Source organism: Piscinibacter sp. XHJ-5, assembly GCF_029855045.1.
GTDB lineage: Bacteria > Pseudomonadota > Gammaproteobacteria > Burkholderiales > Burkholderiaceae_C > Albitalea.
This window is the reverse complement of the sequence record NZ_CP123228.1, coordinates 1,796,062-1,821,862: the sequence shown is the minus strand read 5'-3', so window position 1 is coordinate 1,821,862 and position 25,801 is coordinate 1,796,062. Positions and strand designations below refer to the sequence as shown.

Annotated in this window: 27 protein-coding genes and 1 pseudogene; 21 read left to right on the top strand and 7 right to left on the bottom strand. The window is 68.5% G+C overall.

Features of this window, described 5'->3' with window-relative positions; translation table 11 throughout:
* Positions 1-247: 247 nt before the first annotated feature.
* On the top strand, positions 248-1,123 hold the full coding sequence (locus tag P7V53_RS08595) for an alpha/beta hydrolase (protein WP_280155071.1): 876 nt from the start codon (positions 248-250) through the stop codon (positions 1,121-1,123).
* A 54-nt stretch (positions 1,124-1,177) separates the two neighbouring features.
* On the opposite strand, the gene P7V53_RS08590 is transcribed toward P7V53_RS08595, so the two are convergent.
* The gene (locus P7V53_RS08590; protein WP_280155070.1) at positions 1,178-2,554 is read right to left on the bottom strand and encodes an esterase-like activity of phytase family protein; all 1,377 of its coding nucleotides are present in this window, start codon (positions 2,552-2,554) and stop codon (positions 1,178-1,180) included.
* A gap of 416 nt (positions 2,555-2,970) precedes the next feature.
* On the opposite strand from P7V53_RS08590, the gene P7V53_RS08585 reads away from it, so the two are divergent.
* From P7V53_RS08585 to P7V53_RS08570, 4 genes are all read left to right on the top strand, one after another.
* On the top strand, positions 2,971-4,881 hold the full coding sequence (locus tag P7V53_RS08585; RefSeq protein ID WP_280155069.1) for a bifunctional metallophosphatase/5'-nucleotidase: 1,911 nt from the start codon (positions 2,971-2,973) through the stop codon (positions 4,879-4,881).
* Entirely contained in the window at positions 4,878-5,837 is a 960-nt protein-coding gene (locus P7V53_RS08580; protein ID WP_280155067.1) for a hypothetical protein, read from the top strand. Before P7V53_RS08585 ends, P7V53_RS08580 begins: the two co-directional genes overlap by 4 nt.
* A 154-nt stretch (positions 5,838-5,991) precedes the next feature.
* A complete protein-coding gene (locus tag P7V53_RS08575) occupies positions 5,992-6,168 on the top strand; it encodes a hypothetical protein (protein WP_280155065.1) in 177 nt (58 codons plus the stop codon).
* A gap of 19 nt (positions 6,169-6,187) precedes the next feature.
* Positions 6,188-7,774, top strand: a complete 1,587-nt coding sequence (locus P7V53_RS08570) for an alkaline phosphatase D family protein (protein ID WP_280155063.1) — start codon at positions 6,188-6,190, stop codon at positions 7,772-7,774.
* Between the two features lie 198 nt (positions 7,775-7,972).
* On the opposite strand, the gene P7V53_RS08565 is transcribed toward P7V53_RS08570, so the two are convergent.
* The 6 genes and pseudogenes from P7V53_RS08565 to P7V53_RS08540 all read right to left on the bottom strand — a co-directional run bounded on the left by P7V53_RS08565 (position 7,973) and on the right by P7V53_RS08540 (position 11,050).
* Positions 7,973-8,695 carry an MIP/aquaporin family protein gene (locus P7V53_RS08565; protein WP_280155062.1) on the bottom strand — a complete coding sequence of 241 codons (723 nt, stop codon included), beginning with the start codon at positions 8,693-8,695 and terminating at the stop codon, positions 7,973-7,975.
* Positions 8,696-8,697: 2 nt separating this feature from the next.
* On the bottom strand, positions 8,698-9,204 hold the full coding sequence (locus P7V53_RS08560) for an arsenate reductase ArsC (protein WP_280155061.1): 507 nt from the start codon (positions 9,202-9,204) through the stop codon (positions 8,698-8,700).
* A 75-nt stretch (positions 9,205-9,279) separates the two neighbouring features.
* A pseudogene (locus P7V53_RS08555) lies at positions 9,280-9,387 on the bottom strand (arsenate reductase ArsC); the annotation flags it as partial.
* A gap of 10 nt (positions 9,388-9,397) precedes the next feature.
* Positions 9,398-9,883, bottom strand: a complete 486-nt coding sequence (locus P7V53_RS08550) for an ArsI/CadI family heavy metal resistance metalloenzyme (protein WP_280155060.1) — start codon at positions 9,881-9,883, stop codon at positions 9,398-9,400.
* Positions 9,884-9,892: 9 nt separating this feature from the next.
* Positions 9,893-10,216, bottom strand: coding sequence for a metalloregulator ArsR/SmtB family transcription factor (locus tag P7V53_RS08545; RefSeq protein ID WP_280155059.1), 324 nt, complete (start codon positions 10,214-10,216; stop codon positions 9,893-9,895).
* A 105-nt stretch (positions 10,217-10,321) separates the two neighbouring features.
* Entirely contained in the window at positions 10,322-11,050 is a 729-nt protein-coding gene (locus P7V53_RS08540) for a TetR/AcrR family transcriptional regulator (RefSeq protein ID WP_280155058.1), read from the bottom strand.
* A gap of 294 nt (positions 11,051-11,344) precedes the next feature.
* On the opposite strand from P7V53_RS08540, the gene P7V53_RS08535 reads away from it, so the two are divergent.
* The 16 genes from P7V53_RS08535 (at position 11,345) to P7V53_RS08460 (ending at position 25,800) form a co-directional block, all read left to right on the top strand.
* Complete coding sequence (locus P7V53_RS08535) at positions 11,345-11,608, top strand: fumarylacetoacetate hydrolase family protein (protein ID WP_280155057.1); 264 nt, start codon at positions 11,345-11,347, stop codon at positions 11,606-11,608.
* A gap of 15 nt (positions 11,609-11,623) precedes the next feature.
* Complete coding sequence (locus tag P7V53_RS08530; RefSeq protein ID WP_280155056.1) at positions 11,624-13,522, top strand: acyl-CoA synthetase; 1,899 nt, start codon at positions 11,624-11,626, stop codon at positions 13,520-13,522.
* Positions 13,519-13,641, top strand: a complete 123-nt coding sequence (locus P7V53_RS08525; protein WP_280155055.1) for a hypothetical protein — start codon at positions 13,519-13,521, stop codon at positions 13,639-13,641. The genes P7V53_RS08530 and P7V53_RS08525 overlap by 4 nt, the downstream gene beginning before the upstream one ends.
* A gap of 75 nt (positions 13,642-13,716) precedes the next feature.
* Positions 13,717-14,322 carry a glutathione transferase GstA gene (gstA, locus tag P7V53_RS08520; RefSeq protein WP_280155054.1) on the top strand — a complete coding sequence of 202 codons (606 nt, stop codon included), beginning with the start codon at positions 13,717-13,719 and terminating at the stop codon, positions 14,320-14,322.
* Positions 14,323-14,381: 59 nt separating this feature from the next.
* A complete protein-coding gene (locus P7V53_RS08515; RefSeq protein ID WP_280155053.1) occupies positions 14,382-15,206 on the top strand; it encodes a GntR family transcriptional regulator in 825 nt (274 codons plus the stop codon).
* Positions 15,207-15,296: 90 nt separating this feature from the next.
* Positions 15,297-16,262, top strand: a complete 966-nt coding sequence (locus tag P7V53_RS08510; RefSeq protein WP_280155052.1) for a tripartite tricarboxylate transporter substrate-binding protein — start codon at positions 15,297-15,299, stop codon at positions 16,260-16,262.
* Positions 16,259-16,999 (top strand): cupin domain-containing protein, encoded by a 741-nt coding sequence (locus tag P7V53_RS08505; RefSeq protein ID WP_280155051.1) that lies wholly within the window; start codon positions 16,259-16,261, stop codon positions 16,997-16,999. The genes P7V53_RS08510 and P7V53_RS08505 overlap by 4 nt, the downstream gene beginning before the upstream one ends.
* A gap of 12 nt (positions 17,000-17,011) precedes the next feature.
* Positions 17,012-17,566: a 2,4'-dihydroxyacetophenone dioxygenase family protein gene (locus P7V53_RS08500; RefSeq protein WP_280155050.1), complete on the top strand. Its 555-nt coding sequence runs from the start codon at positions 17,012-17,014 to the stop codon at positions 17,564-17,566.
* 23 nt (positions 17,567-17,589) lie between these two features.
* Positions 17,590-18,837: a CoA transferase gene (locus P7V53_RS08495; RefSeq protein ID WP_280155049.1), complete on the top strand. Its 1,248-nt coding sequence runs from the start codon at positions 17,590-17,592 to the stop codon at positions 18,835-18,837.
* On the top strand, positions 18,834-19,598 hold the full coding sequence (locus P7V53_RS08490; RefSeq protein ID WP_280155048.1) for an enoyl-CoA hydratase-related protein: 765 nt from the start codon (positions 18,834-18,836) through the stop codon (positions 19,596-19,598). The genes P7V53_RS08495 and P7V53_RS08490 overlap by 4 nt, the downstream gene beginning before the upstream one ends.
* The gene (locus P7V53_RS08485) at positions 19,583-21,391 is read left to right on the top strand and encodes a DUF1446 domain-containing protein (protein ID WP_280155047.1); all 1,809 of its coding nucleotides are present in this window, start codon (positions 19,583-19,585) and stop codon (positions 21,389-21,391) included. Before P7V53_RS08490 ends, P7V53_RS08485 begins: the two co-directional genes overlap by 16 nt.
* Positions 21,388-22,548, top strand: a complete 1,161-nt coding sequence (locus P7V53_RS08480) for an acyl-CoA dehydrogenase family protein (protein ID WP_280155046.1) — start codon at positions 21,388-21,390, stop codon at positions 22,546-22,548. Before P7V53_RS08485 ends, P7V53_RS08480 begins: the two co-directional genes overlap by 4 nt.
* Positions 22,549-22,571: 23 nt before the next feature.
* Positions 22,572-23,636, top strand: a complete 1,065-nt coding sequence (locus P7V53_RS08475; protein WP_280155045.1) for an SMP-30/gluconolactonase/LRE family protein — start codon at positions 22,572-22,574, stop codon at positions 23,634-23,636.
* A 205-nt stretch (positions 23,637-23,841) separates the two neighbouring features.
* Positions 23,842-24,285 carry a PRC-barrel domain-containing protein gene (locus P7V53_RS08470; protein ID WP_280155044.1) on the top strand — a complete coding sequence of 148 codons (444 nt, stop codon included), beginning with the start codon at positions 23,842-23,844 and terminating at the stop codon, positions 24,283-24,285.
* Between the two features lie 113 nt (positions 24,286-24,398).
* Positions 24,399-25,034 carry a hypothetical protein gene (locus tag P7V53_RS08465; RefSeq protein WP_280155043.1) on the top strand — a complete coding sequence of 212 codons (636 nt, stop codon included), beginning with the start codon at positions 24,399-24,401 and terminating at the stop codon, positions 25,032-25,034.
* 55 nt (positions 25,035-25,089) lie between these two features.
* Positions 25,090-25,800: a VacJ family lipoprotein gene (locus P7V53_RS08460; RefSeq protein ID WP_280155042.1), complete on the top strand. Its 711-nt coding sequence runs from the start codon at positions 25,090-25,092 to the stop codon at positions 25,798-25,800.
* Position 25,801 lies beyond the last annotated feature (1 nt).

Sequence of the window (25,801 nt, the reverse complement as noted above, 5' to 3'; positions counted from 1 at the left end):
GTGGTCGGCCGATGATCGGGAGCGCACGTGGCGATGTCAAATCCCACCGCGGCTTGAGGCTGGAGGATGTCCGCTCGATGGAGGATGGCCCGCCGCCGAGGCACGAGCCTGGACATGCTTGCCACGGTAGCCGAGGATGCGCGCGGGAAGGAGCAACGCGAACAGGGCAACGAGCGCCACCATCCTCCGCATGAGTTTTCGTTCCGGGTTACGGTCTCGGCTTTACCAGTGAAGCAGGAGATGGCCCATGGATACGCGCGTGCGACATCGTCGCATCACCGTCGGCAACGTGGATACGTTCTATCGCGAAGCAGGGCCGCAAGGCGCGCCGGTCGTGTTGCTTCCGCACGGGTATCCGTGTTCGTCCTATGAGTTCCGCAACTTCATGCCGCGCCTGGCCGACCGCTGGCGGCTGATCGCACCGGACTATCCGGGCGCCGGATACAGCGGAACGCCCGAGCCCTTCGAGTACAGCTTCGACGGGTACGCCGAGTTCCTGGACAACTTCGTGCGCAAGCTCGGCCTCGATCGCTTCGTCCTCTATCTGCACGATTTCGGATCTCCCATCGGTGCCCGACTGGCCATCCGGGCGCCCGAGCGCATCGTGGCGCTGATCATCCAGAACGGCGACATTCCCTACGAGGACGCGCTGGGGCCGAAGTATGCGGAGATCGAGAAGACCTGGATGCTCCCGGCCGCCGAGATGCATTCGACGCTGGCTGAATCGATTCGTGAAGAGACGTTCAAGGAGGAGTTCCTGAACGCGGTCGGGCCGGACCTTTCAGATCGCATTCCTCCCGACCTCTGGAAACTGCACTGGTCGCTGATGACGCCCCAGCGGCAGGACATCGCGATCAAGCTGATCGCGGGTCTGAAGGAAAACCGCGCCTGGTTCCCCCAGCATCGCGAGTACCTTCGTGAGCACCGCCCGCCTTCGCTGATCGTCTGGGGACCACATGACCACTACATGCCGGAGAAGTCGGCCCGCGCATACCTGCGTGACCTGCCCGACGCCGAGTTGCACCTGCTCGACGGCGGCCATTGGTTGCTGGAGACCCATCTCGACGATGTGGTGGCGCTGGTGCGCGACTTCCTCGGGCGTGTCCACCCGCACGGTGCATAGCCGGCCCACGACAGCGACCGCCGGGCCACGGTCATGGGCAAGCGTACGATCCGATCAGGGCCGGCGGGTCCAGCGCTGGTTCACGAACAGCGAGCCGCCGAGGTCTTCATCGCCGAAACTGAAGACGAACCACTGGTTCGGATTCGCCTTGCCGCCGGGCGTGGTCGGCAGGAAGTCGTTGTCGTTGGCCACGTACAGCGTGTGCTTGACGACGCCGTCGACGACGATGTCCTCGCCGAAGGCCATGCCCTCGAGCTTGGCGGGAATCTGTTCGGCCGCGATGCCCGCCGCCTGCAGCTTGACCACGATGTCGAGGAACAGCGTCTTGCTCACCGCCTTGGCCAGCAAAGAGGCCTCGCCGCTCAGGGCGGACACGTCCTGCGCGCCGGTGAGGTCGATCTTGTAGATGCGCTTGACAGCCGCCTTGCTGTCGTCGCCGAGGCCCTTGCCGTCGCGCTCCAGCACCAGCAGCTCGTGATCGTTGAGCGCGAGCAGCTCGCTGCTGTTGAAGGCCTTGGCCTTGTCGGCGAGATAGTTGTCGTAGGCGTACTGCGTGATGTGCCCGGTCTCCAGGTCCACCGCGACGATGCGGTTGGCGCGGCCGCCATCGCCGCCGTCCTCGATCAGCGGGCTTTGCACGAAGCCGAACAGCTTCTTGCCGTCCGGCGAGATCGCGAGACCCTCCATGCCCTTGTTGGCCACGCGGCCGCGCGCGTTGCCGGCGATCTCTTCGGCGCTCACCGCCGACTTGTGCGCGATGGCGAGATTGGCCGGCAGCGGGATCGCGCGCAGGCGCGCGCCGCTCGCGACATCGAACTCGTACAGGTAGGGGCCATATTCGTCGGTGATGTACACCGCGCGGCCGTTGCGCGAGACGCGGATGCCCTCGGGGTCCAGCCGTGCGTCGCGCGTGTCACCGCTGCCGGTCGCCGCATCGAAGTTGTCGGAGCGCCCCGAAAAGTAGTGGCGCGATGCAGTGTTCAGTGCCGGCACAGCCGCATGGCCAGCCAACGCCGCACCGTAGTTCAGCGGCACGTGGCTATACAGCAGCGTGCTGTTCAGCAGCGTCGGCACCAGCGTGTACGGCAGGCCGGTGGATGCATCCGGCGCGGGCCGCAGATCGAGCTGCAGCGTGTGGAAGCGCGGCACGTAGCTCGTCGTGTGGTCCACGCCCGCGTTCCACGATACCGCGTTGGGGCCGCGGTCCGGCAGCGCCAGGAACACATTGCCGCCGGCCCATGCGAGGCCCGATCCGAGGCCGCCGAGCTGGTCGCCCGGCACGCCGTTCTCGAGCAGCGCGCTCTGGCCCGAGAAGTCGCGCAGCGTGCCCGCCAGCTTGCCGATGGCGATGAGCTCGACGGCGCGCGCCTGGAGGGTGAACGTGAGGCCGAAAGAAACGAAGGCGGCCAGGACGGTCTTGTTCAGTCGCATGGTGCTGTGCAGGGTCGGTGATGGCGCCGCATCGTCGCAAAGGCGCATGACCCAAGCGTGACAGCGCTCCCGCCGAGCGTGAGGTTCGCGCTCGGCGACAGCAGCACCGCTCGGAACTACGGCTTCCTCGCCGCCACCTTCCGGGCCGTCTCCTTCACCTTCTTCGGGCGGCCCGTCTTCAGGTTGGGCACGGCAGCCAGGGCCGCGAGGAAAGCCTTGTCCGCCATGGGCTGAGGGCGCTGACACCAGCGCGCAGGATCTCGCTCTTCCTGGCCGGACGCGCGAGTGTCGCTGCCCGCAGCTTCAGCGCATCCAGTTCATGCGCCCGGAATGTACTCAAGCCTGCGGTCACACGGCTGTCTTGTGCCAATGCAATTGTGCGGGCCGCTCGAACGACACCACTCAAGAGGACGACCATGCCGAAGCCACGCGCTTTGCTCGCCTGCGCGCTCGCCGCCACCCTTGCGCTGCCCGCGCTGGCCGACGATGCCCGGGGCAATTCCGCCGCCGCGCGCCGGCCCTTCACCGTGAAGATCATCGGCTTCAACGACTACCACGGGAACCTGCAGACTCCCGGCACTTTCGGCCAGAACACCGCAGTTCCCTTCGCACAGCGCCCCGCGGTGGGCGGCGCGGAATACCTGGGCGCGTACATCGCACGCATGAAGGCGGCGAACCCGCTCAACGTCGTCGTCGGCGCGGGCGACTTCGTCAGCGCTTCTCCGCTGATCTCGGCGCTCTTCTTCGACGAGCCGGCGGTGGAGACGCTCAACCGCATCGGCGTGGAATTCACGTCCGTCGGCAACCATGAGTTCGACCATGGCGCGGCCGAGCTGCTGCGGCTGCAGAACGGCGGCTGCAAGATCACCAACGGCGTGCAGGATCCCAACAGCTGCCAGGGTGCGCTGGTGGGCACGCCGGTGCCGTTCGAGGGGGCGCGCTTCAAGTGGCTGTCGGCCAATGTGGTCTCCACGGCCTCGGGCAAGCCGCTGCTGCCTGCGTATGGCGTGAAGGCCTTCAAGGGCGTGCGAATCGCGTTCATCGGCATGACGCTGAAGGGCACGCCGCAAATCGTCACCCCCATCGGCGTGGCCGGTCTTGGCTTCCTCGATGAGGCCGACACGGTGAACGCGCTGATCCCGAAACTCAGGCAGCAGGGCATCGAGGCCATCGTTGTGCTGGTGCACCAGGGCGGTTTCCAGTCGGCGGGACTGTCGGACATCAACGGCTGCGATGGCGATCTCGCCACCTCCGACATCGCGAAGATCGTCTCGCGCCTGGACAACGCGGTGGACCTGGTGATCAGCGGCCACACGCACGCGGCCTACAACTGCTCGGCCGGCACGGTGGACGCGAAGAGCGTCAATGGCATCGTCACGCAGACGCCGCGCCCCACCGGCCTGCCCAATGCAGCAGGCCGCCTGGTACCGGTGACCAGCGCGAGCGCCTTCGGCCGCGTGCTCACCGACATCGACGTGACGCTCGATCCGCTCACGCGCCGCATGACGGCCGTGCATGCGACCAACCGGCTGGTCGACCGCACCGATCCGGAGATCGACCAGACCATCGCCGCGAACCCGACGATCAAGAACATCGTCACCGCCTACAACGGCCTGGTGTCGCCGATCGCCAACCGCGTGATCGGCTCCATCACGGCGACGCTGGCCAACAGTGCCGATGCCTCCGGCAACATGCCCGCCGCCGAGCTGATCGCCGATTCGCAACTCGCCTCCACCGCGCCGGCGAATTTCGGCACCGCGCAGATCGCGTTCATGAACCCGGGCGGCGTGCGTGCGAGCTTCACCTTCGCGAGCAGCGCAGCCGGTGAAGGCGATGGCAACGTGACCTACGGCGAGGCCTTCACGGTGCAGCCCTTCGGCAACAGCCTCGTCACGCTGACGCTCGGTGCGCAAGATGTGAAGAACGTGCTCGAGCAGCAATTCGCCGGCTGCCGCGGGCAGACGCAAACGCGCATGCTGATTCCCGCGGCGGGCTTGAAGTACACCTGGGACTCGACCAAGGGCTGCGACGCGCGCATCAGCGACGTGCGCCTGGTCAATGCCAACGGCGCCGTGGTGGAGCAGATCGTCGACGGCGTGGGCGCGGTGGTGTCGCCGGCCCGGACCTATCGCGTGACGGTGAACAACTTCCTGTCCACCGGCGGCGACGGCTTCACCAGCTTCAACAACGGCAGCAACCGGCTCGGCGGCGCGCAGGACATCGACGCGCTCACCGCCTACCTCGCCGGCTTCAAACTGCCGGATCACGCACCCTACGACCCGGCGGCGGCGCAGCTGCAGAAGCCGCGCATCACGCGCCTGCCATGAGGGTCCTGCTGACGGCGGTGCTGGCGGCCGCATCGCTCGGTGCAGCCGCCGACGAGCACGCAACGCGGCCGCCCGAGCGCAAGGCGCTGGTGCAACGCGCCGAGGCTGCGCTCTCGCGCGCCGATGCGGACGCCGCGCTGAGCGACTTCGAGCGTGCAGCCAATCAGGAGCACGCCCTCGACATCGAGCTCGGCATCGTCCGCAGCCGCATGCAGCAGGGCGAGTACCGGCGCGCGCTGGCATTCGCGGCGCACGCCGCCGGCGGGCACGCCGACGAACCCGAAGGCGCGGCGTTCTATGCCGCGCTGCTGCGCGTGGGCGGCCAGCCGGAGCAGGCCCGGCGCGTGCTCCGGGAGGCAGCGCTGCCGGAGGATGCGGGCATCGAACGCTTCGCCCCTGCAGCCAGCGGCGACGTCCCGCCGGCCGGCACCCGCTTGCTCGCGAGCGGCCTGCTGCTCGACGCCCGCCGCGCGCTGGTCCCCTCTGCAGCGCTCGGCGACAGAGAGACGGTATGGCTGCGCGACGGTCTTGGGCACAGCGCGCGCGCCGATCGCGAGCGCCGCGCCGGCCCGATCGCGCTGCTGCATCTGCAGCAGCGGCTCGGCGACGCGTCGCCCACGCTGGCGCCGCGCGACGCCTTTCCCGGCTCGCCCGCGCATGCGCTCGCCTACGCGGGAGATGCCGCGCCTTCATGGCCCACGCTGCACGGCGGCTTCCTCGGCATGGCACAGCTCGGCATCGAGATGCCCGGCGCATCCCGCGGCGGCCCGGTCTTCGATGCACAGGGCCGCGTGATCGGCCTGTCCGTGCGCGGCGACGATGGCCGCGATTGGCTGCTGCCGGCATCGCTGCTGCGCCAGTTCTTCGTGGAGCCGGCGACCATCGCGCCCCGCATGCCGCTGGACGAACTCTACGAGCAAGCCCTTCGCGTGACACTGCAGGTTCTAGGCTCGTAGGCGGTGGCCAGCATCCACATCCAGTGCGCAACGCGCGCCGCGGTGCGCGCGCGTCATGGACCCGTCATGGGCGCCACGCACCATCCGCGGTTTTGACTGCAGTCCGCACCATGCGTCGCACCGCCCTCGCTTTCGCCTTGCCGCGGTGGGCCGCGTGGTCGATGCAGTCGATGCCAAGGCCGATGTCGTGCCGGGTGCCTACGTGATCGACGTGCAGCTGGCCGATGGGCGCGCCTTCCTCGCACGTGTCGTGGTGGCGGCGCAGCGCACGCGCTTCGTCGATCTCGACGACAGCCGGGCCGTGCCGCCGGACAACGACGAAGACCACTGACCTCTACTGCAAGGATTCCATGAGCAAGCTTTCCCTCCCCCGCCGCCGTCTGCTGATCGCGTCCGCCGCGGGCGCCGCCTCCGGCCTCACCGGCATCCTTTCGCACGCGCAGGCGCCGGCCGCGGTCACGTCGGACCGCGCACGCCCGCAGTTCCCCTCGGGCGTGCAAAGCGGCGATGTGCTGGCCGACCGCGGCGTGGTCTGGGCCCGCAGCGACCGCGCCGCACGCATGTGGGTGGAATGGTCCACGACCGCCGCCTTCACGAACCCGCGCAGGCTGCGCGGCCCGTATGCGCAGGAGTCCACCGACTTCACCGCGAGGATCGACCTCGCCGGCCTGCCCGCCGGTCAGGACGTCTTCTACCGTGTGACGTGGGAAGACCTCGCCGGCGGCGGCGCGAGCGAGCCGATGGCGGGCCATTTCCGCACCGCGCCGCGCGAGGCGCGCAACGTGCGCTTCCTGTGGTCCGGCGACACGGCCGGCCAGGGCTGGGGCATCAACGAGAGCTTCGGCGGCATGAAGATCTACGAGGCGATGCGCAAGCTGAACCCTGACTTCTTCATCCACTGCGGCGACAACATCTATGCCGACGGCCCCATCCTGCCCGAGGTGAAGCTCGCCGACGGCAGCGTGTGGCACAACGTGTGCACCGAGGAGAAGAGCAAGGTCGCCGAGACGCTGAAGGAATTCCGCGGCGCCTACCGCTACAACATGCTCGATGCGAACGTGCGCCGCTTCAACGCCGAGGTGATGCAGGTGTGGCAGTGGGACGATCACGAGGTGACGAACAACTGGTCGACGAGCAAGGACCTGAGCGGCGACCCGCGCTACAGCGACAAGAACGTGCCCCTGCTGGTCGCCCGCGGCGCACGCGCCTTCCTCGAGAACGCGCCCATGCGTTGGCACGCGCAGGAAGAAGAGGAGCGCGTCTACCGCAAGATTGCGTACGGTCCGTTGCTCGACGTGTTCGTCATCGACATGCGCAGCTATCGCGGACCGAACACCCACAACCGCCAGGAAGCGATCAACGACGAATCGCAGTACCTCGGCGCCGCGCAGCTCGAATGGCTCAAGCGCGAGCTCAAGGCCTCGAAGGCGGTGTGGAAGGTGATCGCCTCCGACATGCCGATCGGCCTGCAGGTCGCCGACGGCAAGGATGCGCAAGGCCGCGCGAAGTTCGAGGCGGTGGCCAACGGCGACGGCCCCGCGATCGGCCGCGAGCTGGAGATTGCGCAGCTGCTGTCGTTCATCAAGCGCCAGCGGGTGCGCAACACCGTGTGGCTCACCGCCGACGTGCACTACACCGCCGCGCACTACTACGATCCGCACAAGGCGCAGTTCCAGGATTTCGAGCCGTTCTGGGAATTCGTCTCCGGTCCGCTGCACGCCGGCACGTTCGGCCCGAACGACCTGGACAACACCTTCGGCATCGAGGTCAAGTACGCCAAGGCGCCCGCGAATGGCCAGGTCAATCTGCCGCCGACGGCCGGCATGCAATTCTTCGGCGACGTGCAAATCGATGCGAAGACGCACGCGATGACCGTGCACCTGCGCGACATCATCGGCGGCTCGCTGTGGAGCACGACACTGGCGGCGCGGACTTGATCAGCGGCCCTCGATGACCACCTGGGTGCTGCTCAGGGGGCTGACCCGCGAAGCGGGCCATCGGGGCTTCGACTGGGGACCGCCGTCTCCCCGGCCTAGATGGACACCTGGATCACGCATCCGTCGATGCGGGCCCGGATCACGGCGGATGGGAGCGCGCGAACCATAACGTCAACGCATCACGCTTGATGCGGCTCATCACTGCTGCCGGGACGCGCCCCCGAGCGCTTGCTCCTCTCCGGAGGCTTCGATCATGTTGGGATGTCCGGCCGGGTGCAGGCGCGGCTCGAGGGCCTGGTGGATGACCGTGCCGATCGCCGCGCCGACGAACTGAGCCACGACGAAGCCGGGTGCGCTTCCCGGCGCAATGCCGGCGAAGCTGTCGCTGAACAGCCGGCCGAACACCGCCGCCGGGTTCGCGAACGAAGTCGAGGCGGTGAACCAGTACGCGGCCCCGATGTACGCGGCGACCATCGCAGCGGCCCGACCAGCCGGCGCGCGCAGGATCACGAGAAGCAGGCCGGCCGTCGCCACCGCTTCGGCGATCCATTGGCCCATCCCGGCACGCACCTTCGTCGAGAACTGCAGGATCGACAGGTCGAACATCGCATGCGCGAGCCAGGCGCCGAGCATCGCGCCGACCAGTTGGGCGGCGATGTACGGCACGAGCGAGGACTTCTGCAGTTCCCCGCGATACGCCATCACGGCACTCACCGCCGGATTGAAGTGCGCGCCGCTGATCGGCCCGAACACCTCGATCAGGATGTACAGGCCGCCGACGGTCGCCAATGTGTTGGCGAGCAGCGCGATCGCGACGTTTCCGCCGGCCAAGCGCTGGGCCATGATCCCCGAGCCGATCACGGTGGTCAGCAGCAGCATCGTGCCGAGCGCCTCGGCGCCGAGCTTGCGGGGCAGATCCATCGTCAGCTCTTCGAGATCTCGACCAACGCCTGCTGCAGCTGCCCGCGGCTCATCGTCTCGAGCGGCAACTGCAGCAGCTGCAGCATCCGGTAGCCGATCGCCTGGCGCGTCAGCTCGAACGCGCGGCGCTTGCCTTCATCGCCGCCTTCGGCGTTCGATGGGTCGGGGTAACCCCAGTGCACCTTGACCGGCTGGCCACCGCTGCCGCCGAAGAAGACGGGGCACTGCTCGGCCGCGGCGCTGTCGCACACGGTGATGACGATGGTCATCGGCGGCGCGCCGTCGGCGCTGAACTCGTGCCAGCTCTTGCTGCGGTAGCCTGTGGTGTCAACGTCGGCATTCTGCAGCGCTTCCAGCGCGAACGGGTTGATGCGGCCGCTCGGTGCGCTGCCGGCACTGTGGGCGCGCACGTCCTTGCCGAGCTTCTTCGCCCAGTGATTGAGCATGCCTTCGCTGAGCACGCTGCGCGCGGAGTTGTGGGTGCAAAGGATGAGGACGTTGGTTGTCATGGGTGATTACTGTTGTTCAACCTCGCGGATCGACTGCTGCAGCGACATCCGGTCCTCAGCGAAGCAAGCGTCTCGCGCCCTGAACCGCCCGCCTTCGAGCTGGTTCAGCAGGCCCTCGGCAACGATGGACCGCGCCGAGTTGCCCGTGCAGACGAACAGCACGTGACAGGTCTTGTCGGCCATGGCAAGAACCTCAGCAGCACGAAGACTTGGCACCCGCGACCGGGATGCCGATCGGCTTGCCCCGCGTCGTCGGTGCGCAGCACGCCGAGGCCTGTGTGCCGCTGGCGGAGGCGGCCTTCGATTCGCTGAAGACAGGGATGTCATTTAGCGTGTGGTACTGCTCCCAGGCGATGCCCTGCGGATCGGTCACCCAGTGCTTCTCGCTGTGGGCGTAGCAGCAGGTCGTCTCGCCCTCGTCGAACAAGGCAATGTCGGCCGCCTGCGCACGTGCCTTCAGCTCGGCCAGCTCGGCCGCGTCGTCGGTCTGAAAGCCCAGGTGGTCGACGCCCGGCTTGCCGCCGCGCGTGGAGATCGCGAAGTTGATGCGCGGGTCGTCAAGCATCCACTTGGCGTAGTCGCTTTCGACGCGCGCTGGTTCGGCGGCGAACAGCTTCGAATAGAACGCGATGCTCCTGGCCAGGTCATCGACGTGGACGTGGACGTGAAAGCGTTTCATCGAACCTCCTCAGCACTTGCAAGCCGCCGCTTTGTCGTCGAGACATTCATCGCCGCGGCAGCAGTTGGCGGTGAGGTAGCCGAGCAGCGCGTTCATCCGATCGAATGACGCGCGATAGACGAGATTGCGACTCTGGCGCTCCTGCGTCACCAGCCGCGCGTTCATGAGCTCCTTTAGGTGGAAGGAGAGCGTGGCGGACGGGATGCCGGAGCCCTCGGCCATCACGCCAGGCGTCATGCCGCGGCGGCCGCAGACCACGAGCGCGCGGAACACCTGCAGCCGCGCCGGGTGCGCCAAGGCGGCAAGCGCTCGGACGACGTCTTGATCTTCCATATTTTCATCATAGTGGAATCATCAAGTTGTCGCAAGGTGAGGCGCGTCCCGGTCACGAAGGACCTCGGTGCCGAAGGTATCCAACGCCCCTGCGGATCGCACCCTCTAGCCCAACGTGCGTGGTCGCCGGGGCCGGGATCGCGCTGCCGTGACCTCCTCCTCACTGGCCACCGGCAAGGTATCGGCCAGAAGACCTTCGGGAAAGTCGGGCTGCAGCTCCAACCGCTTGCACGCGAGCGCCTCGGCCGTCTTGCCCGCCACGCCCAAGGCACGCAGCACTGCGGCGGCCGTCATCTCGGCGAAGTCGGGCTCGCACGGGCCCTTGAGCATGCAATGGATCGCGCCCATCACGCCGCCCGACACCATGTTGAGCGCCAGCGGCATCGGCATCTGGCGAAAGCGTCCCTGCTTCATGCCCTCCGCAAGATCGCGGCGCACGAAGTCCAGCAGTACGTTTTCTCGTTGCGTGTCCGGCCACCCCAGCTGCACGAGGAAGCCGGCAGCTGCCGGGTGGTGCAGCGCCAGACGGGCCACCAGGCGGATGCCGCAGGCCACGCGCTCGGCCGGATCGCTGCGCTCGCGCACCAGCGGATCGGCGAGATGGACCAGGTCCTTGGCCACCTCGAAGGCCAGCTCGCGCACCAGCGCGTCGGGCGATGGGAAGTACTTGTAGAAGGTGCCGCGCGACACCTCGGCCGCCGCAATGATGTCGTCGATCGAGGTCGCCGTGGGCCCTTTGGCGGCAATCAGTTCGAGCGCGCTGCCGAGCAGCCGCGCCCGCATGCGTTCACGCCGCTCTGCGGCCACTCGGGGTCGATGGTCTTGGCTCTCCATGGGGACGATTGTGCTGCCGTCGTGCTGCTCAACCCGGCCGCGATGAGCCGCATGCATACGGGTCGTGATGAGCCGACCTCACTCTCAGAGAAAACGACTAGTGTGTCAAAATGACGTTAGTGTCATGATGAACATACGGAGCCGAGAGAGAAGACATGGAGACGAGTCCTCAACTGCTGTCCCGCGCTGTCTGCGCGGCCTGGATGCTGTCCGTGTCCGCGCCCGCGTGGGCGTGAATGGCACACAGCCCGGCGGACGCGGCGTGGAGGATCGGGGCATGGTCAAGACCACGGCATGAGCGGCCTGCACGACCTGCACGCCGGCGACCTGATCGCCACCGGCACACCGGCCGGCTGCGCCGCCCGCGCGCCGGGCAAGGCGGTGATGTTCATCATGCGCCACTTCATGAGCGACGCCACCCATTGGCGCCTCTTCGTGGGCAAGGGTGCGCGCAACCCGGCCTACCTGCAGCCGGGCGACCGCATCCGTGCTTCCATCCGCACCGACGACGGCGCGATCGACCTCGGCGAGCAGACCACGGCCATCGTCGCGCCCTGACACGAGGACCTCGCCATGCCCCACGACATCGCGGCCGTCAAGACGCTGGCCGACATCGAGCGCTTCGAACGCACGCCCTGGCAGCAGCGCCTGCCCGCCCTCACCACCTACGGCCTGCTGCGCGCGACCTGCGAGCGCCACTGCGAACGCATCGCCCTGCGCCTGCTGCTGGCCCCGAACGCCGATGCTCCCACGCGTGACCTCCGCTACGCCGGGCTGCTGGAGGGCGTGCACCGCACCGCCAACGCGCTCCATGCATGCGGCCTCGCCCCCGGCGCGGCGGTGACCCTGCTGCTGCCCAATCTGATCGAAAGCCACTTCGCGCTGTGGGGCGCGCAGGCGGCCGGCATCGCGAGCCCGGTCAACCCGATGCTGGAGGCCGCCTACATCGCACGCATCTGCGAGGAGACGAAGGCCGAGGTGGTGGTCGCGCTCGGCCCGGCACCGGGCTCCGACCTCTGGGACAAGGCGGTGCAGGTGGCCGAACGCGTGCGCAGCGTGCATACGGTGCTGCAGGTGAATCTCGACGGCGCGCTCGGGCGGTGCGAGGCATCGGCCCCTGCGGGGCCGATGCCGGCGCGCGACGGCGTGCAAGTGCTGGACTTCCACCAGGCCCTCGCTGCCGCACGCGCCGACCGGCTGGACTTCGACCGCACGCTGTCGCCAGACGAGCCCTGCGCCTATTTCCACACCGGCGGCACCACCGGCTATCCCAAGGTGGCCGTGCACACGCATGTCAACGAAGCCTTCATGGCCTGCGCGATCCAGTGGATCGACGATCGCGACGACGTGGTGCTCAGCGGCCTGCCGCTGTTCCATGTGAACGGCGCACTGGTCACCGGGTTGGGCGCGTTCCATCGCGGCGCGGAGGTTGTCGTGCTCACCCCCGGCGGCTACCGCAGCCCGGGGCTGCTGGATGCGTTCTGGCAGATCGCAAGGCGCTTCAATGCCACGACCTTCTCGGCCGTGCCCACCGTGCTGGCCAGCCTGCTCGACAAGCCCTGGCCCGGAGGCGGCGTGCCCACGCTGCGGCATGTGCTGTGCGGCGCGGCGCCGCTGCCGCGCCAGGTGGCGCTGGACTTCGAGCGCCTCACCGGGGCTAGCATCCACGAGGGCTACGGCCTCACCGAGGGCAGCTGCGTCTCCACGGTCAATCTGCCGCGCGGCCGTCGCCAGCTGGGCACCGTGGGCCTGCGGCTGCCCTACCAGGAGATCAAGCTGTTCGCGCTGGGCGCCGACGGCAAGCCCACCGGCGAGCTGGCCCGGCCCGACGGCGCAGGCGTGATCGGCCTGCGTGGCCCCAACGTGTTCCCGGGCTATCTGCGCGAGAGCGACAACCAGGGCATCTGGATCGAAGGCGGCTGGTTCAACACCGGCGATCTCGGCCGGTGGGACGATGCGGAGTACCTCGTCCTCTGCGGGCGCGCGAAGGATCTGATCATCCGCGGCGGGCACAACATCGACCCGCAGCTGATCGAGGACGCGCTCGTCGCGCACCCAGCGGTCGCGATGGCCGCGGCCGTGGGCCAGCCGGATCGTCACGCGGGCGAGTTGCCGGTGGCCTACGTGGCGTTGCGCGCGGGTTCGCATGCGAGCGTGGAGGATCTCCGGACCCATGCCTTGGTCAGGATCCCCGAGCGCGCCGCGGTGCCGGTGCGCATCGAGGTGCTGCCCGCGCTGCCGCTCACCACCGTGGGCAAGGTCTCCAAGCCGCACCTGCGTCTGATGGCGCTGGAACGCGTGCTGCGCGAGGCGCTGGATGCCGAGGGCCTGGCTGAAGTGCGGGCGAGCAGCCGGCTCACGGCGGGCGGCGTGGCGGTGGAGCTGTCGGGGCCCGCATCGCACCGGTCCGCGGCGCTGGCGCTGGCAGGGCGCTATCCGGTGTCGGCGCAGTGGCCGGAGTCGGCCGCATGAACACGGACGCCGACGGCGACGTGCTGCTCGTCGGCCTGGGGCCGGTGGGCGCTGCACTGCTGCGCCGCGCATTGCAGATGCTCGAGCCTGCAGGTCTCCGCGCGCGCCCCATGTCATAATGACACTTCAGTCACTATGAATCCGGCGCAAGCCGACCGCACGCCCTTCGACCTTGCGCGCACGACGCCACAGCCATGAAGCTTTACTACAGCCCGGGAGCTTGCTCCCTCTCACCTCACATCGCCCTGTACGAGGCGGGCCTGCCGTTCGAGGCGGTGCTGGCCAGCACCCGGTCGCACAAGCTGCTGGACGGCACCGACTACTACACGATCAACCCAAAGGGCTACGTGCCGCTGCTGGAGTTCGACGACGGCACCCGGCTGGCCGAAGGCCCGGCCATCGTGCAGTGGATCGCCGACCAGGTGCCCGAGAAGAAACTGGCGCCACCAGCCGGGACGATGGCACGCTACCGGCTGCAGGAGTGGCTCACGTTCATCGGCACGGAAATCCACAAGCAGTTCAGCCCGCTGTTCAATCCCGAGATGCCGGAAGAGGCCAAGCCGCTGTTCCGCCGCAAGGTCCTCGACCGCCTGGCCTACGTGGATCAGCACCTCGCGGGTCACGACTACCTGCTGGGCGACTTCACGGTGGCCGACTCTTACCTCTACACCGTGACGCGCTGGAGCACGCCGCTGAAGCTGGACATCTCCGGCCTCGTGAACCTCAACGCGTTCATGGCCCGCATGAGCGCGCGGCCTGCGGTGCAGCAGGCGCTGAAGGCCGACGGCCTGCGCGGCTGAGAGGGGGCGAGGCGCGAGGCGCGCCAGCTGATGCATACTCCCAATATTAGGCATTTGGCATGGCGGAAGATCGATTCATCGCAAACGATCGGCAGGACCTTCCGGCCGAGCGCGGTGTTGCCCAATACCAGCGCCTGGCCTCGCTGCTGAGGCATCGCATCGCCAAGGGTGTATACCCGCTCGGGGCGCAGTTGCCCCCGATCACGCAACTGGCCGACGACCTGGGTGTCGCCGTCAACACGGTCCGGCAGGCATTCGAGCTGCTGTCCAGGGAAGGGCTCATCCACAGCCAGCGCGGCGTCGGGACGCACGTGGCCGCACTGCCCGCCGCCGTGGGCGACCTGCAACTGGCCATCAACGATCCGTTCGCCGCGCCGCAGGCGCTCGCCTTCGAGATCCTCGAAGTGCGGCGCCGCACCGCGGTACCGCAGGAGCTGCTCGGCGCGGACGACAAGCCGGCCGATGAAAACGTGTGCATCCGCAAGCTGCACACCTATTCCGGTGAGCCGTTCTGCTACGCCGAAATCTACGTGCCGACGCCGGTCTTCGAAGCGCTTCCCAAGGACACCGCCAGAAAGAGGAAGTTGCTCGCCGCAGTGCTCGATGAGCTGGGCCCGCGCTGCAGGCGAGTGCGGCAGCGCATGACCGTGATGCCGGCGGACTTCCCGCTGTGCGACATGCTGAAGATCCCGTTCGCTTCGCCCGTCGCCAGGATGTCGCGGCGTTTGGTCGACGGCAAGGGCAACGTGCTGTACGCCGGCGTCACCTGGTATCGGGGCGACCGCTACGTCTCCGAGATCGACATCCCCGTCTCCGCGCTGAAGACCGCGCCCGGGATCACCGAGCCCCAGCCGCGGGCGATCGTCGAGCGCAGGCCGCGCTAGAGAACCTTCGAGGGAAGCAGCGGGTAAACCCGCATCACCGAATGTTCGATGGCACCTAAACTCCTAACATTAGACATTTAGGTGATCCTCATGCGTATCCGCCATGTTCTGTTCCTGCTGGCATCCGCATTGCTCGCGCTGCCTGCGGCAGCGGCTCCCGCGGCATACCCCGCGAAGCCGGTGAAGATCATCGTTCCGTTTCCGGCCGGCAGCGGCACGGATGCGGGCGCGCGCGTGCTCGGCCAATGGCTCAGCGCCAAGACGGGGCAGCCCGTCATCGTCGACAACCGCCCCGGTGCCTCGGGTTTCATTGCAGCGCAGGCCGCGGCGCTTGCGGTGCCGGACGGGCACACCCTGCTCCTGACGACCAACACGACACACGCCGCCAACCCGGCGATGTTCAAGAAGCTGCCGTACGACCCGGTGAAGGACTTCGAGCCGGTCAGCACCGTCGGCAGCGCCGGATTGCTGCTGCTCGTGCCGGCAGCCAGCCCTCATCAGGACATCGGCTCCTTTCTCGCGCAGCTGCGCGCCGGCGGAAAGCGGCTGCACTTCGGCGCGGGCAACTCCTCCAGCCGCATCGCCGGCGAGCTGCTCAAGAACGCCGTCGGGGCCGACCTGCTGGCGGTGCCCTACAAGGGCACGCCCCACGCCCTGACCGACCTCATGGGCGGCCAGATCGACTTCATGTTCTGCGACATCGGCCCGGCACTCCCGCTCGTGATGAGCGGCAAGCTGCGCGCGCTGGCCACCTCGAGCGCCGAACGCGAGCTGCTGCTGCGCGACGTTCCTACCTTGACGGAAGCCGGCCTGAAGGGCTTCGAGATGACGGTGTGGTCCGCGGCCTTCGTGCCCGCGAAGACGCCGAAGGACACCGTCGCGAAGCTCAGCGAGCTGTTGCGCGCCGCGCTTGCCGATCCCGCGGTGCGCCAGGAGTTCTCCAACATCGGCGGCCGCAGCCGCGGATCGACACCCGACGAGCTGCGCGCGTTCGTGAAGTCGGAAATGGCCAAGTGGGCCGCCGCCGTCAAGACAGCAGGAATCCAACCCGAATGAATACCCACCCCACCGTGGTGAGGGCAGCCGACTTGGCCGCCTACTCGCCGGCCAACCACACCGGCACCTCCAACGTGCGCGTGATCTGCCCCGAGACCGTCGGCGCGACGGCGCTCGAAGTGCTGGTCGGCACGATCGTGAAGTCGCACGGCGCGAAGCCGCACGCGCATCCGCACCTGGAGCAATGCGCCTACATGATCGAAGGCACCGGCGAGTCGCAAGCCGAGGGCCGCGTCGAGGCGATGGAGACCGGGACCTGGAGCTACGTGCCGGCCGGCGCGTTCCATACGTTTCGTGTGACCAGCGACCAGCCGGGGCGAGTGCTGGTCGTCTATGCCCCGCCTTACGGCGAGAACCCGGCGCACACGATCACGCAACCCGACCCTGCGGTCTCGCCACGCGGGAAAGTCCGCGTGCTGGCGGCCGACGAGGTCACCGCAGCCACCGGTGCCCTGATCGACCGCGACACCGTCGGCGCGCAGTGGGTCGAGATCGAGGCCCTGCGCATGGCCGACGGCAGCGCGCTGTGGTGCACCCCGAGGCCGGACGCCGAGCAGGTGCTCTACCTCGAAGACGGACACATCGATGCATGCGCCGGCGAGCAGGACTTCCATCTCGCGCCCGGCGACTTCCTGTTTCTCCCACGCGGGGCCGGCGCGTCCCTGCGGTGCCCGACGGGCCGGCGGGCGTCCGGCTTCTTCATCAAGGGACGGCTCCCGTCCTCGCCTTCACTCTGACAAGGAACCCCCATGACCGCAAGACTGCCCACGCAGCTCACCACTCACACCGGCGCCCCGCTGCCGCTGCCTGCGATGCCGCAGGACAGGCTGCTGACCGTCAACATCGAGCAGATCCCGCTGTTCAAGGACATCCTCGGTGTCCCCGGCATCCACATCAAGCCGCTGCGCCTCGACGCCGAGCGCGGAGAGTGGGTCTTCATGGCCGTCTGCGCCCCCGGTTGCTCCCTGCCGCTGCACTACCACACCGGTCCGGCGCAGGTGTACACGCTCTCGGGCCGCTGGTGCTACCGCGAGTACCCGGACCAGCCGCAGACGGCGGGCTCGTACCTGTACGAGCCGGTCGGTTCGGTGCACACCTTCTACTGCCCGGAGGACAACACCGAGGACACGGTGGTCATCGCCTGGCTCGATGGCGCGCAGGTCAGCTTCAACGACGACGGCACGTTCCACTCGCTCACCGACGCGGTCCTGGTCCAGCACCTGACCGACACCGTGGCGGCGGCTCGTGGGCTCGGCCAGCCCGGCTACATCCGCGGCCACGGCGCCGACGTGAACGGTTCCTGACCGGAAAGAGGAGCAAGGGCCCCATGAAAGACGACTCGAACCAGGGCGGGCCTCTCGCCGGCCTGCGCATCATCGACATCACCGAAGTCGTGATGGGTCCTTCCGCGACCCAGATGCTGGCGGACCTCGGTGCCGATGTGATCAAGGTGGAGCCTCCCGGCGGCGACATGCTGCGCGCCACCGGTCCCGCCGGGCGCGCGGGCGCCGGCCCGCTGTTCCTCAACCTCAACCGCAACAAGCGCAGCATCGTGCTGGACCTGAAGCGCCCCGAAGGCAAGGAGGCGGCACTGAAGTTGGTTCGAGACGCCGACGCCCTGGTCTACAACGTGCGCCCGCAGGCGATGAAGCGCCTCGGGCTCGACTACGAAGCGGTGCGCCAAGTGAACCCGCGCATCGTCTATGTCGGCACCTTCGGCTTCAGCCAGCGCGGCCGCTATGCGGCGTTGCGCGCCTTCGACGACCTGATCCAGGCGGCAGTCGCCATTCCCGAGGCCAGCACGCGCGCGGGATCGGACGTACCGCGCTACGCCCCGCTCAACCTCTCGGACCGCGCCACGGGCCTGTACGCCTTCGGCGTGATCTGCGCGGCGCTGCTCGCGCGCGAACGCACCGGCCGCGGGCAGGCGGTCGACGTGCCGATGTTCGAGACGACCGCGCAGATGATGCTGGGCGATCATCTCTACGGACACACTTTCGTCCCGCCGCGCGGCGGCTTCGGCTATCCGCGGCTGCTCAACCCGCAGCGACGGCCGTACGCGACGCAGGACGGCCTGGTGTGCCTCGTCGTCTACACCGACCAGCAGTGGAAGGCCTTCATGCAGGCGGTCGGCGAGGCCGAGCGGTTCGAGAGCGACGCGCGCTTTGCCGACGGCGAGTCGCGCACGCAGCACGTCGAGGCGCTGTACGAGATCGTGGCCGGCAAGCTGAAGACCCGAACCTCGCAGGAATGGCGCGAGCTGCTGGAGCCGCTCGGCATCCCGGTTCTGGCGGCGCACACGTTCGAGTCGCTGCTCGACGATCCCCATCTGAAGGACATCGGCTTCTTCCAGCAATTCGAGCATCCCACCGAAGGCGTGCTGCGAACGATGGCGGTACCCAGCGAATGGCCGCAAACGCCGCTGCCGCCGCTGCGCCCGCCGCCCCTGCTGGGGGAGCACAGCGCGCAACTGCTGGCAGAGGCCGGCTACTCGCCGCAGCAGATCGCCGACATGGTGACCACCGGCGTGACGCAAGTGACGACGGTACCGCGCGAAATGGAGGTTGCAGCATGACGACTGTCGTCAACGCCAGCCGGCAGGACGCACGGCTGGTGCTCACGATCGACCGCCCGGAACGCCGCAACGCGCTCAACGCCGATGTGATCGGGGCCTTGCAGGAGGCCCTCGATCGAGCCCGGTCCGACGACACGCTCCGGGCCGTCGTGCTCACCGGCGCCGGCGATGAGGCTTTCTGCGCCGGTGCCGATCTGGGCGCCAATGCATTCGAGTTCGACCACGCGGTACCGACCAGCGCCTATGCAGACCTGCTGCGCACGGCCCGCACGCTCGCCGTGCCCCTCGTCGCGCGCGTCAACGGCGCCTGCATGGCGGGCGGCATGGGCCTGCTCGCGATGTGCGATCTGGCCATCGCCGCCCCGCACGCGGTCTTCGGCCTGCCCGAGGCAAAGGTGGGCGTGTTCCCGATGCAGGTGCTCGCCGTGCTGCAGGCGCAGGTGCCGCAGCGCTTTCTCACGCAGCTGTGCCTGACGGGCGATCCGATCGATGCCGTACGCGCCCGCGAAATCGGTCTCGTCAACGAGGTGACGCCCGACCTCGACGGCGCACTCGAGCGCCTGCTGTCCCGCCTGCAGTCGAACTCGCCGACCGCGCTGCGGCGCGGGCTGTACGCGATGAAGGCGATGCGCTCGATGTCGTTCGACGAGGCGATTGCGTTCGCCGAAGGGCAGATCGGCCTGCTGGCGATGACACAGGACGCGCGCGAGGGCATCGCCGCGTTCAAGGACAAGAGGAGACCGCAATGGATCGGCAAGTGAAACCCGGGACCACGGGCAGGATCGTCCGCATCGGCGGCGCCTCGGGCTTCTGGGGCGACAGCAGCCTCGGGCCGGTGCAGCTGGTGCGCTCGGGCGGCATCGAGTACCTGGTGTTCGACTATCTCGCCGAGCTGACGATGTCGATCCTCGCCGGCGCGCGCATGAAGCGGCCGGAGGAAGGCTATGCCATCGACTTCGTGACGGTGGCGCTGCGCTCGGTGCTGAAGCAGGCCGTCGAGCAGGGCATCCGCATCGTCAGCAACGCCGGGGGCGTGAACCCGAAGGGCTGCGCCGCGGCCGTGCAGGCACTGGCCGACGAGCTCGGCGTTCCGGTGCGCATTGCCGTCGTCGAAGGCGACGATGTGCTGCCGCTCGCCGCCGCGATGCGCGAGGCCGGCACGGTCGAGATGTCCAGCGGCGAACCGATGCCGCAACGGCTGGTGACGGCCAACGCCTACCTCGGCGCGCTGCCGATCGCGTGCGCGCTGGACGCGGGCGCCGACATCGTCATCACCGGCCGCTGCGTCGACAGCGCGGTCACGCTGGGCGTGCTGATGCACGAGTTCGGCTGGGCCGACGACGACTTCGACCGGCTCGCCGCCGGCAGCCTCGCCGGCCACATCATCGAATGCGGCTGCCAGGCGACCGGGGGCCTGCACACCGACTGGGCCTCGGTGCCCGATTGGGCCGACATCGGATACCCGATCGTCGAGTGCCGCGAAGACGGCAGCTTCGTCGTCACCAAGCCGCCGCAGACAGGCGGGCTGGTCACACCCGCGACGATCGGAGAGCAACTGCTGTACGAGATCGGCGATCCGGCGAACTACCTGCTGCCGGACGTGGTGTGCGACTTCCGCCAGGTGCGCATGGAACAGGCCGGGCCGCATCGCGTGCTCGTGACCGGCGCCCGCGGCCGCCCGCCGACCGGCACGTACAAGGTCAGCGCGACCACGCCGGCGGGCTTCAAGGTGTCCGGGCAGCTCACCATCGTCGGCATCGATGCCCCCGGGAAGGCCAGGCGCACCGGCGAAGCGCTGCTGTCGCGCGGCCGCCGCCTGCTGCGCGAGAGCGGGTTCGCGGACTTCCTGGCCACGAACATCGAGCTGCTCGGCACCGAGTCGGCCTACGGGCCGCATGCCCGTGCGTTGCCGACGCGCGAAGTCGTGCTGCGCCTGACGGTGACGCATGCCGAGCGCCGCGCGCTGGAGATGTTCAGCCGCGAGTTCGCGGCGCCGGGAACGTCCTGGTCGCCCGGCACCACGGGTTCGGGCGGCCGTCCCTCGGTGTCGCCGGTGTTGCGGCAGTTCGCATGGCTCATTCCGAAGGAGCAGGTGGCGCCGACGGTCACGCTCGGCGAAACGACGTTCGCGGTGACGTTGCCGCCGCCGCAACGCCAGGTCGCAGCGGAACCGCTCGCCGGCTCGCAGGGCACGTTGCCCGCGGGCCCGTGCAAGACCGTGCCGCTCGTGCAAATCGCCTTCGGGCGCAGCGGCGACAAGGGCGACACCTCCAACATCGGCCTGATCGCGCGCCATCCGGCGCTGCTGCCGGTCCTGAAGCACCAGGTGATGCCCGAGCGCGTGCAGGAGTACTTCGGCCACCTGGTGCAGGGGCGGGTCCACCGATACGAGTTGCCCGGCATCCATGCCATCAACCTCGTCTGCGAGCGGGCGCTCGGGGGCGGGGGCATGGCGTCGCTGCGCAACGACGCGCTGGGCAAGGGCATGGCGCAGATGCTGCTCGACATGCCGGTCGAGGTGCCCGAGCGCTTGCTGCAGGAGCTGCCGTCGTGAACTTCGATTTCACGGACGACCAGCTCTCGATCCGCGATGCCGTCGAGGCGATGTGCACCGACTTCGGCGCCGACTACTGGCTCGAGCGCGACCGCGATGGGCGCTGGCCCGGCGACTTCTGCGAGGCCGTCGCGCGCGGCGGCTGGTTCGGCGTGACGATGCCCAAGGAACACGGCGGCGCGGGCCTCGGCATCTCGGCGGCGGCGATGGTGATGCGCACCATCGGCAAGCTTGGCTCGGCGGCGGTGTCGTCGGTGCACCTGAACCTGTTCGGCCCGCAGCCGGTGGTCGTGTTCGGCACCGAGGCGCAGAAGCGCCGCATGCTGCCGCCGCTGATCGACGGCACCGATCGCGCCTGCTTCGGCGTGACCGAGCCCAACGTCGGCTCCGACACGACGCGCGTCAGGACCTTCGCGCGCCGCGCCGGCGACCGCTACATCGTCAACGGCCAGAAGGTCTGGACCTCGACCGCGCAGCAGGCCAACAAGATCCTTCTCGTGGCGCGCACGACGCCGATCGAGGAATGCGCGCGGCCGATGGACGGGCTCACGCTGTTCTACACCGACCTCGACCGCTCGCACGTGCGCATCCGCGAGATCGAGAAGATGGCGCGCAAGGCCGTGGACTCGAACGAGCTGTTCATCGACGGGCTCGAGATCCCGGTCGACGATCGCATCGGCGAAGAAGGCCAGGGCTTCAAGGTGCTGCTGCACGGCCTGAACCCGGAGCGCATCCTCGTCGCTGCTGCCGCGCTCGGTGCCGCCGAAACGGCGCTCGCGCGGGCGACCGACTATGCCAAGGAGCGCACCGTGTTCGGCCGGCCGATCGGCAAGAACCAGGCGATCCAGCATCCCCTCGCCGAATGCTGGATGCGACTGCAATCGGCCGAGCTGCTGATGTGGAAGGCGGCCGCGCTCTACGACGCCGGCAAGCCCTGCGGCGTCGAGGCGACGGCCGCCAAGTACCTCGCCGCCGAGGCCGGCTTCGAGACTGCATTGCGGGCCGTGCGCACGCACGGCGGCTTCGGCTTCGCGAAGGAATTCCACGTCGAGCGCGGCCTGCGCGAAAGCGTGCTGTCGCTGCTCGCGCCGGTGACACAGGAGCTCGCGCTGTGCTACGTCGCGGAGCAGGCACTCGGACTGCCGAAATCGTATTGACCTCAGGAGACTGCAACATGGGAATGAAGATCACCCGGACGATGTGGATGGTGCTGGCATTGCTGGCCATGCCGTTCGCCACGATGGCCTGGGAGCGCGGCAAGGTCGACACATTCGCCGCGTTGCCCGCCGGCGAGGCGCATCCGGAGGGGATCGCCGTGGACCGCGAGGGCAACGTGTACGTTGTCACCGTGGCGGCGAACAAGCCCAGGACGAGCGAGGGAACGCTCGTCGTGTTCGACCCCCAGGGCAAGCACCTGCGCACGGTCGGCATCAAGGGCTCGAGCAGACTGCTGCTCGACCTCGGCTTCCATCCCCGGACCGGGCAGTTGCTGGTGGTCGACTACCAGGCCGGCAAGGTCCTCAGCGTCGATCCCAAGACGGGCGCCTCATCCGCCTTCATGACGGTCACCGGCAAGAACCCCGGCCTCGACGGGATGACGTTCGACTCGGCCGGAAACGTGTACGTGACCGACGCCCACCAGGGCATCATCTGGAAGGTCGGGCCCGGTGGGGGCGAAGGGTCGGCATGGGTCAGCAGCCCGCTGCTGAAGCCGACGCGGATACCGCCGACCATCGGCGCCAATGGCCTGGCGTTCAACAACAAGAAGACGGCACTGTTCGTCGCCAACACGGCGAACGACACCATCTTGAGAATTCCGGTGAGCGGAGCTGCGCTCGAGCCCGGCACGCCCGAAGTCTTCGTCAACCGCGTCGGCGGCGGCCCCGACGGCCTGATCATCGACGAACACGACAACCTCTGGGTCGCGTGCAACCAGTCCAACGAGGTTCTCGTGCTCGAGCCGACCCACGGGCGGGTGATCGCGAAGCTCGGCGACTTCGCAGGCGTCGACCGCAACGGGGCGCCCGTCGGCTTTCTCTGGTCGAACAGCCTCGTCTTCCGCGGCGACGACGTGCTGGTCACCAACCTCGCGCTCGATGTCGGGACAGCCATTTCGCAGCTCGGCGACGAGCTCGGCCTGGCGCATCTCGCCGGCAGGAATCTGCAGACCGTCGACGGACAGTGGGCCAAGCAGGTGAAGGTCCACACGGTCTCGAGGATCAAGAAGCGGATACCAGGGGTCTGAACCTTCGACCGGGCGCACGCCCTTCACGGTCCGGTGGCTCGACTCCCGCACCCTCTCCCGCTCGAAGAAGAGACCGCGGCAACGTCACCCGCCACGCTCGCGCTGCCACTGTCGAAAGACGGGTTTGCACTCGTCGCTGTCGGGGGATGCGCGCGTTCCATGCGACGCAAGACACTGGCGTCTCACGAACGAACAACGTCACCACATGAAACGATCAGTGCATGCCACCCTGCTGGCGCTCGCGTCGCTCCTGGCCGCTCCCCACGCCTTTTCACAGGTCGCCGGCACCACGACGATCGGCGTCGAGGTCACGAAGCTGCAGTTCGTCGCGTCGGGCTGGAGCGCCAAGAAGCAGATCCTCGGCAAGATCGTCTACAACGAGGACGGCGACCAGGTGGGCAGGATCGACGACCTCATCATCGCGCCCAACATCGCGGTGTCCTTCGTCATCATCGGCGCCGGCGGCTTCGTCGGGCTGAAGCGGCACCATGTCGCCATCCCGGCCGAGCAGCTGAGCGAGCGCGACGGCAACATCGTCCTGCCGGGTGCCACGAGGGCGGTGATCAAGGCCTTGCCGGCCTTCGAGTATGCGAAGCCGTCGCGGACTCGGACAGAACAGCTCGCGACACCGACAGGCGCGCGCAGCTAGCGCCCCAACATCGACGGGAGACGCTCGTGCTCGACATGCCGCAGCTCCAGCCCCTCCTCCACAGGCCCGCGGAAGCGGCACGCCACCGGCGCGGCAGCCTCGCCATGGCGGGCATGGAGCGGATCGAATGGGGCGGGGCCGGTGCGCCTCGCCCGTCGCACGCCGCGCTGGTGCGACTGCAAGGAGGCAGCCAGCTGTCGCGCGTTCCGGCGAACCGCATGCTGTTGAGCTACGTGCTGCGTCACTCCGCGTCCGGCATGACGGTGCGCACGTCGGCCGGCCAGGCGTGCCGTCTGGAGCCCGGCGCGATGCTCCTCTGCAGCGGTCCTGAGCTGATGCTCGAGCGCGAAGCGCCGCAAGCGGGCGACTGCGAAGCGGTCGACCTCATGCTGCCGCGATCGCGCAACCCGGGTGTCTTCGTCCATCTCGGCGACTACTTCCCGACCTTCCTCAACAGCGCGCACGGCTGCGTCCGGCTGCTGATGGGCAGCTGCGACGGGCATCGCGCCATGCTCGCCCCGCTCGACGGCTTCTGGCTGCTCGACATCGACGTCCCGCCCGGAGAGGAGTTGGACATTCCAGTGGCGGCGCGCGGCGCGTTCGGCCTGCTGACCTCCGGCACGCTCGCCGTCGACGACCGCACCCTCGAGGGCACTGCCCCCTTCGTGCCGACGCGTGACGGCGCTGCTGCCCACCTCGCCAGCGCATCGGGCGCTTCGGTGCTGCTCTTTCCGCAAGGATTTCTATGAGCCGGGCGACGTGCGCCGCTTCCGATCGGATCGACCGTTGACGACATCTCCTCGCTTGCGCGCACTCCTTCTCGCCGTCGCGCTGGCCGGCTGCGCCAGCCTGCCGCCGGGCAAGACACCGGATCCGCAGGATCCTTTCGAACGTTTCAATCGCACCAGCGAAGGGTTCAACGAGACCCTGGACAAGGTCCTGCTCAAGCCCGTCGCGAAGGCCTACGAGACCGTCGCGCCGGGCTTCGTGCAAACCGGCATCGCGAACTTCTTCGGCAACCTCTCCGACATCCCCACGGCGCTCAACGATGGCCTTCAGGGCAGGCCGAAGGCGGCCGGCGTGCATGCGGCCCGCGTCGCGATCAATTCGACCATCGGCTTGCTGGGCTTCATCGATTTCGCCACCGGCATGGGCCTGCCGCGCGAGCGACAGGACTTCGGCCTGACCTTCGGCGCCTGGGGTGCCGACAGCGGGCCGTACCTGGTACTGCCGTTCTTCGGCCCTTCGAGCGTGCGGGACACCCTGGGGCTGCCGCTCGACTGGGCCGCCGACCCGCTGATGCTGATCCACGGCAACGTTGCCGCGCGCAACGCCGCGGCCGCCACGCGCACCGTCGACCGGCGCGCCGGCGTGCTCGGCGCGGACCAGGTCGTCGAGGACGCGGCGTTCGACAAGTACCTGCTGGTTCGCGACGCGTATCTCGCGCATCGCAAGAGCCGGGTGGAGGAAGGCGCCAATCAGCCGCCCAGCGCGCCCGAGCCCTCGAAGGACTGAC

What these genes read in the sequence shown, in the direction of transcription:
- P7V53_RS08565 (WP_280155062.1), bottom strand. Translation starts at nt 8,695, where the DNA reads ATGGATCTGCCCCGCAAGCTCGGCGCCGAGGCGCTCGGCACGATGCTG.
- P7V53_RS08535 (WP_280155057.1), top strand. Translation starts at nt 11,345, where the DNA reads ATGAGCGGCCTGCACGACCTGCACGCCGGCGACCTGATCGCCACCGGC.
- P7V53_RS08505 (WP_280155051.1), top strand. Translation starts at nt 16,259, where the DNA reads ATGAATACCCACCCCACCGTGGTGAGGGCAGCCGACTTGGCCGCCTAC.
- P7V53_RS08485 (WP_280155047.1), top strand. Translation starts at nt 19,583, where the DNA reads ATGGATCGGCAAGTGAAACCCGGGACCACGGGCAGGATCGTCCGCATC.
- P7V53_RS08590 (WP_280155070.1), bottom strand. Translation starts at nt 2,554, where the DNA reads ATGCGACTGAACAAGACCGTCCTGGCCGCCTTCGTTTCTTTCGGCCTC.
- P7V53_RS08530 (WP_280155056.1), top strand. Translation starts at nt 11,624, where the DNA reads ATGCCCCACGACATCGCGGCCGTCAAGACGCTGGCCGACATCGAGCGC.
- P7V53_RS08510 (WP_280155052.1), top strand. Translation starts at nt 15,297, where the DNA reads ATGCGTATCCGCCATGTTCTGTTCCTGCTGGCATCCGCATTGCTCGCG.
- P7V53_RS08500 (WP_280155050.1), top strand. Translation starts at nt 17,012, where the DNA reads ATGACCGCAAGACTGCCCACGCAGCTCACCACTCACACCGGCGCCCCG.
- P7V53_RS08490 (WP_280155048.1), top strand. Translation starts at nt 18,834, where the DNA reads ATGACGACTGTCGTCAACGCCAGCCGGCAGGACGCACGGCTGGTGCTC.
- P7V53_RS08580 (WP_280155067.1), top strand. Translation starts at nt 4,878, where the DNA reads ATGAGGGTCCTGCTGACGGCGGTGCTGGCGGCCGCATCGCTCGGTGCA.
- P7V53_RS08525 (WP_280155055.1), top strand. Translation starts at nt 13,519, where the DNA reads ATGAACACGGACGCCGACGGCGACGTGCTGCTCGTCGGCCTGGGGCCG.
- P7V53_RS08595 (WP_280155071.1), top strand. Translation starts at nt 248, where the DNA reads ATGGATACGCGCGTGCGACATCGTCGCATCACCGTCGGCAACGTGGAT.
- P7V53_RS08515 (WP_280155053.1), top strand. Translation starts at nt 14,382, where the DNA reads ATGGCGGAAGATCGATTCATCGCAAACGATCGGCAGGACCTTCCGGCC.
- P7V53_RS08540 (WP_280155058.1), bottom strand. Translation starts at nt 11,050, where the DNA reads ATGGAGAGCCAAGACCATCGACCCCGAGTGGCCGCAGAGCGGCGTGAA.
- P7V53_RS08495 (WP_280155049.1), top strand. Translation starts at nt 17,590, where the DNA reads ATGAAAGACGACTCGAACCAGGGCGGGCCTCTCGCCGGCCTGCGCATC.
- P7V53_RS08585 (WP_280155069.1), top strand. Translation starts at nt 2,971, where the DNA reads ATGCCGAAGCCACGCGCTTTGCTCGCCTGCGCGCTCGCCGCCACCCTT.
- P7V53_RS08545 (WP_280155059.1), bottom strand. Translation starts at nt 10,216, where the DNA reads ATGGAAGATCAAGACGTCGTCCGAGCGCTTGCCGCCTTGGCGCACCCG.
- P7V53_RS08550 (WP_280155060.1), bottom strand. Translation starts at nt 9,883, where the DNA reads ATGAAACGCTTTCACGTCCACGTCCACGTCGATGACCTGGCCAGGAGC.
- P7V53_RS08475 (WP_280155045.1), top strand. Translation starts at nt 22,572, where the DNA reads ATGAAGATCACCCGGACGATGTGGATGGTGCTGGCATTGCTGGCCATG.
- P7V53_RS08560 (WP_280155061.1), bottom strand. Translation starts at nt 9,204, where the DNA reads ATGACAACCAACGTCCTCATCCTTTGCACCCACAACTCCGCGCGCAGC.
- P7V53_RS08465 (WP_280155043.1), top strand. Translation starts at nt 24,399, where the DNA reads ATGGAGCGGATCGAATGGGGCGGGGCCGGTGCGCCTCGCCCGTCGCAC.
- gstA (WP_280155054.1), top strand. Translation starts at nt 13,717, where the DNA reads ATGAAGCTTTACTACAGCCCGGGAGCTTGCTCCCTCTCACCTCACATC.
- P7V53_RS08570 (WP_280155063.1), top strand. Translation starts at nt 6,188, where the DNA reads ATGAGCAAGCTTTCCCTCCCCCGCCGCCGTCTGCTGATCGCGTCCGCC.
- P7V53_RS08470 (WP_280155044.1), top strand. Translation starts at nt 23,842, where the DNA reads ATGAAACGATCAGTGCATGCCACCCTGCTGGCGCTCGCGTCGCTCCTG.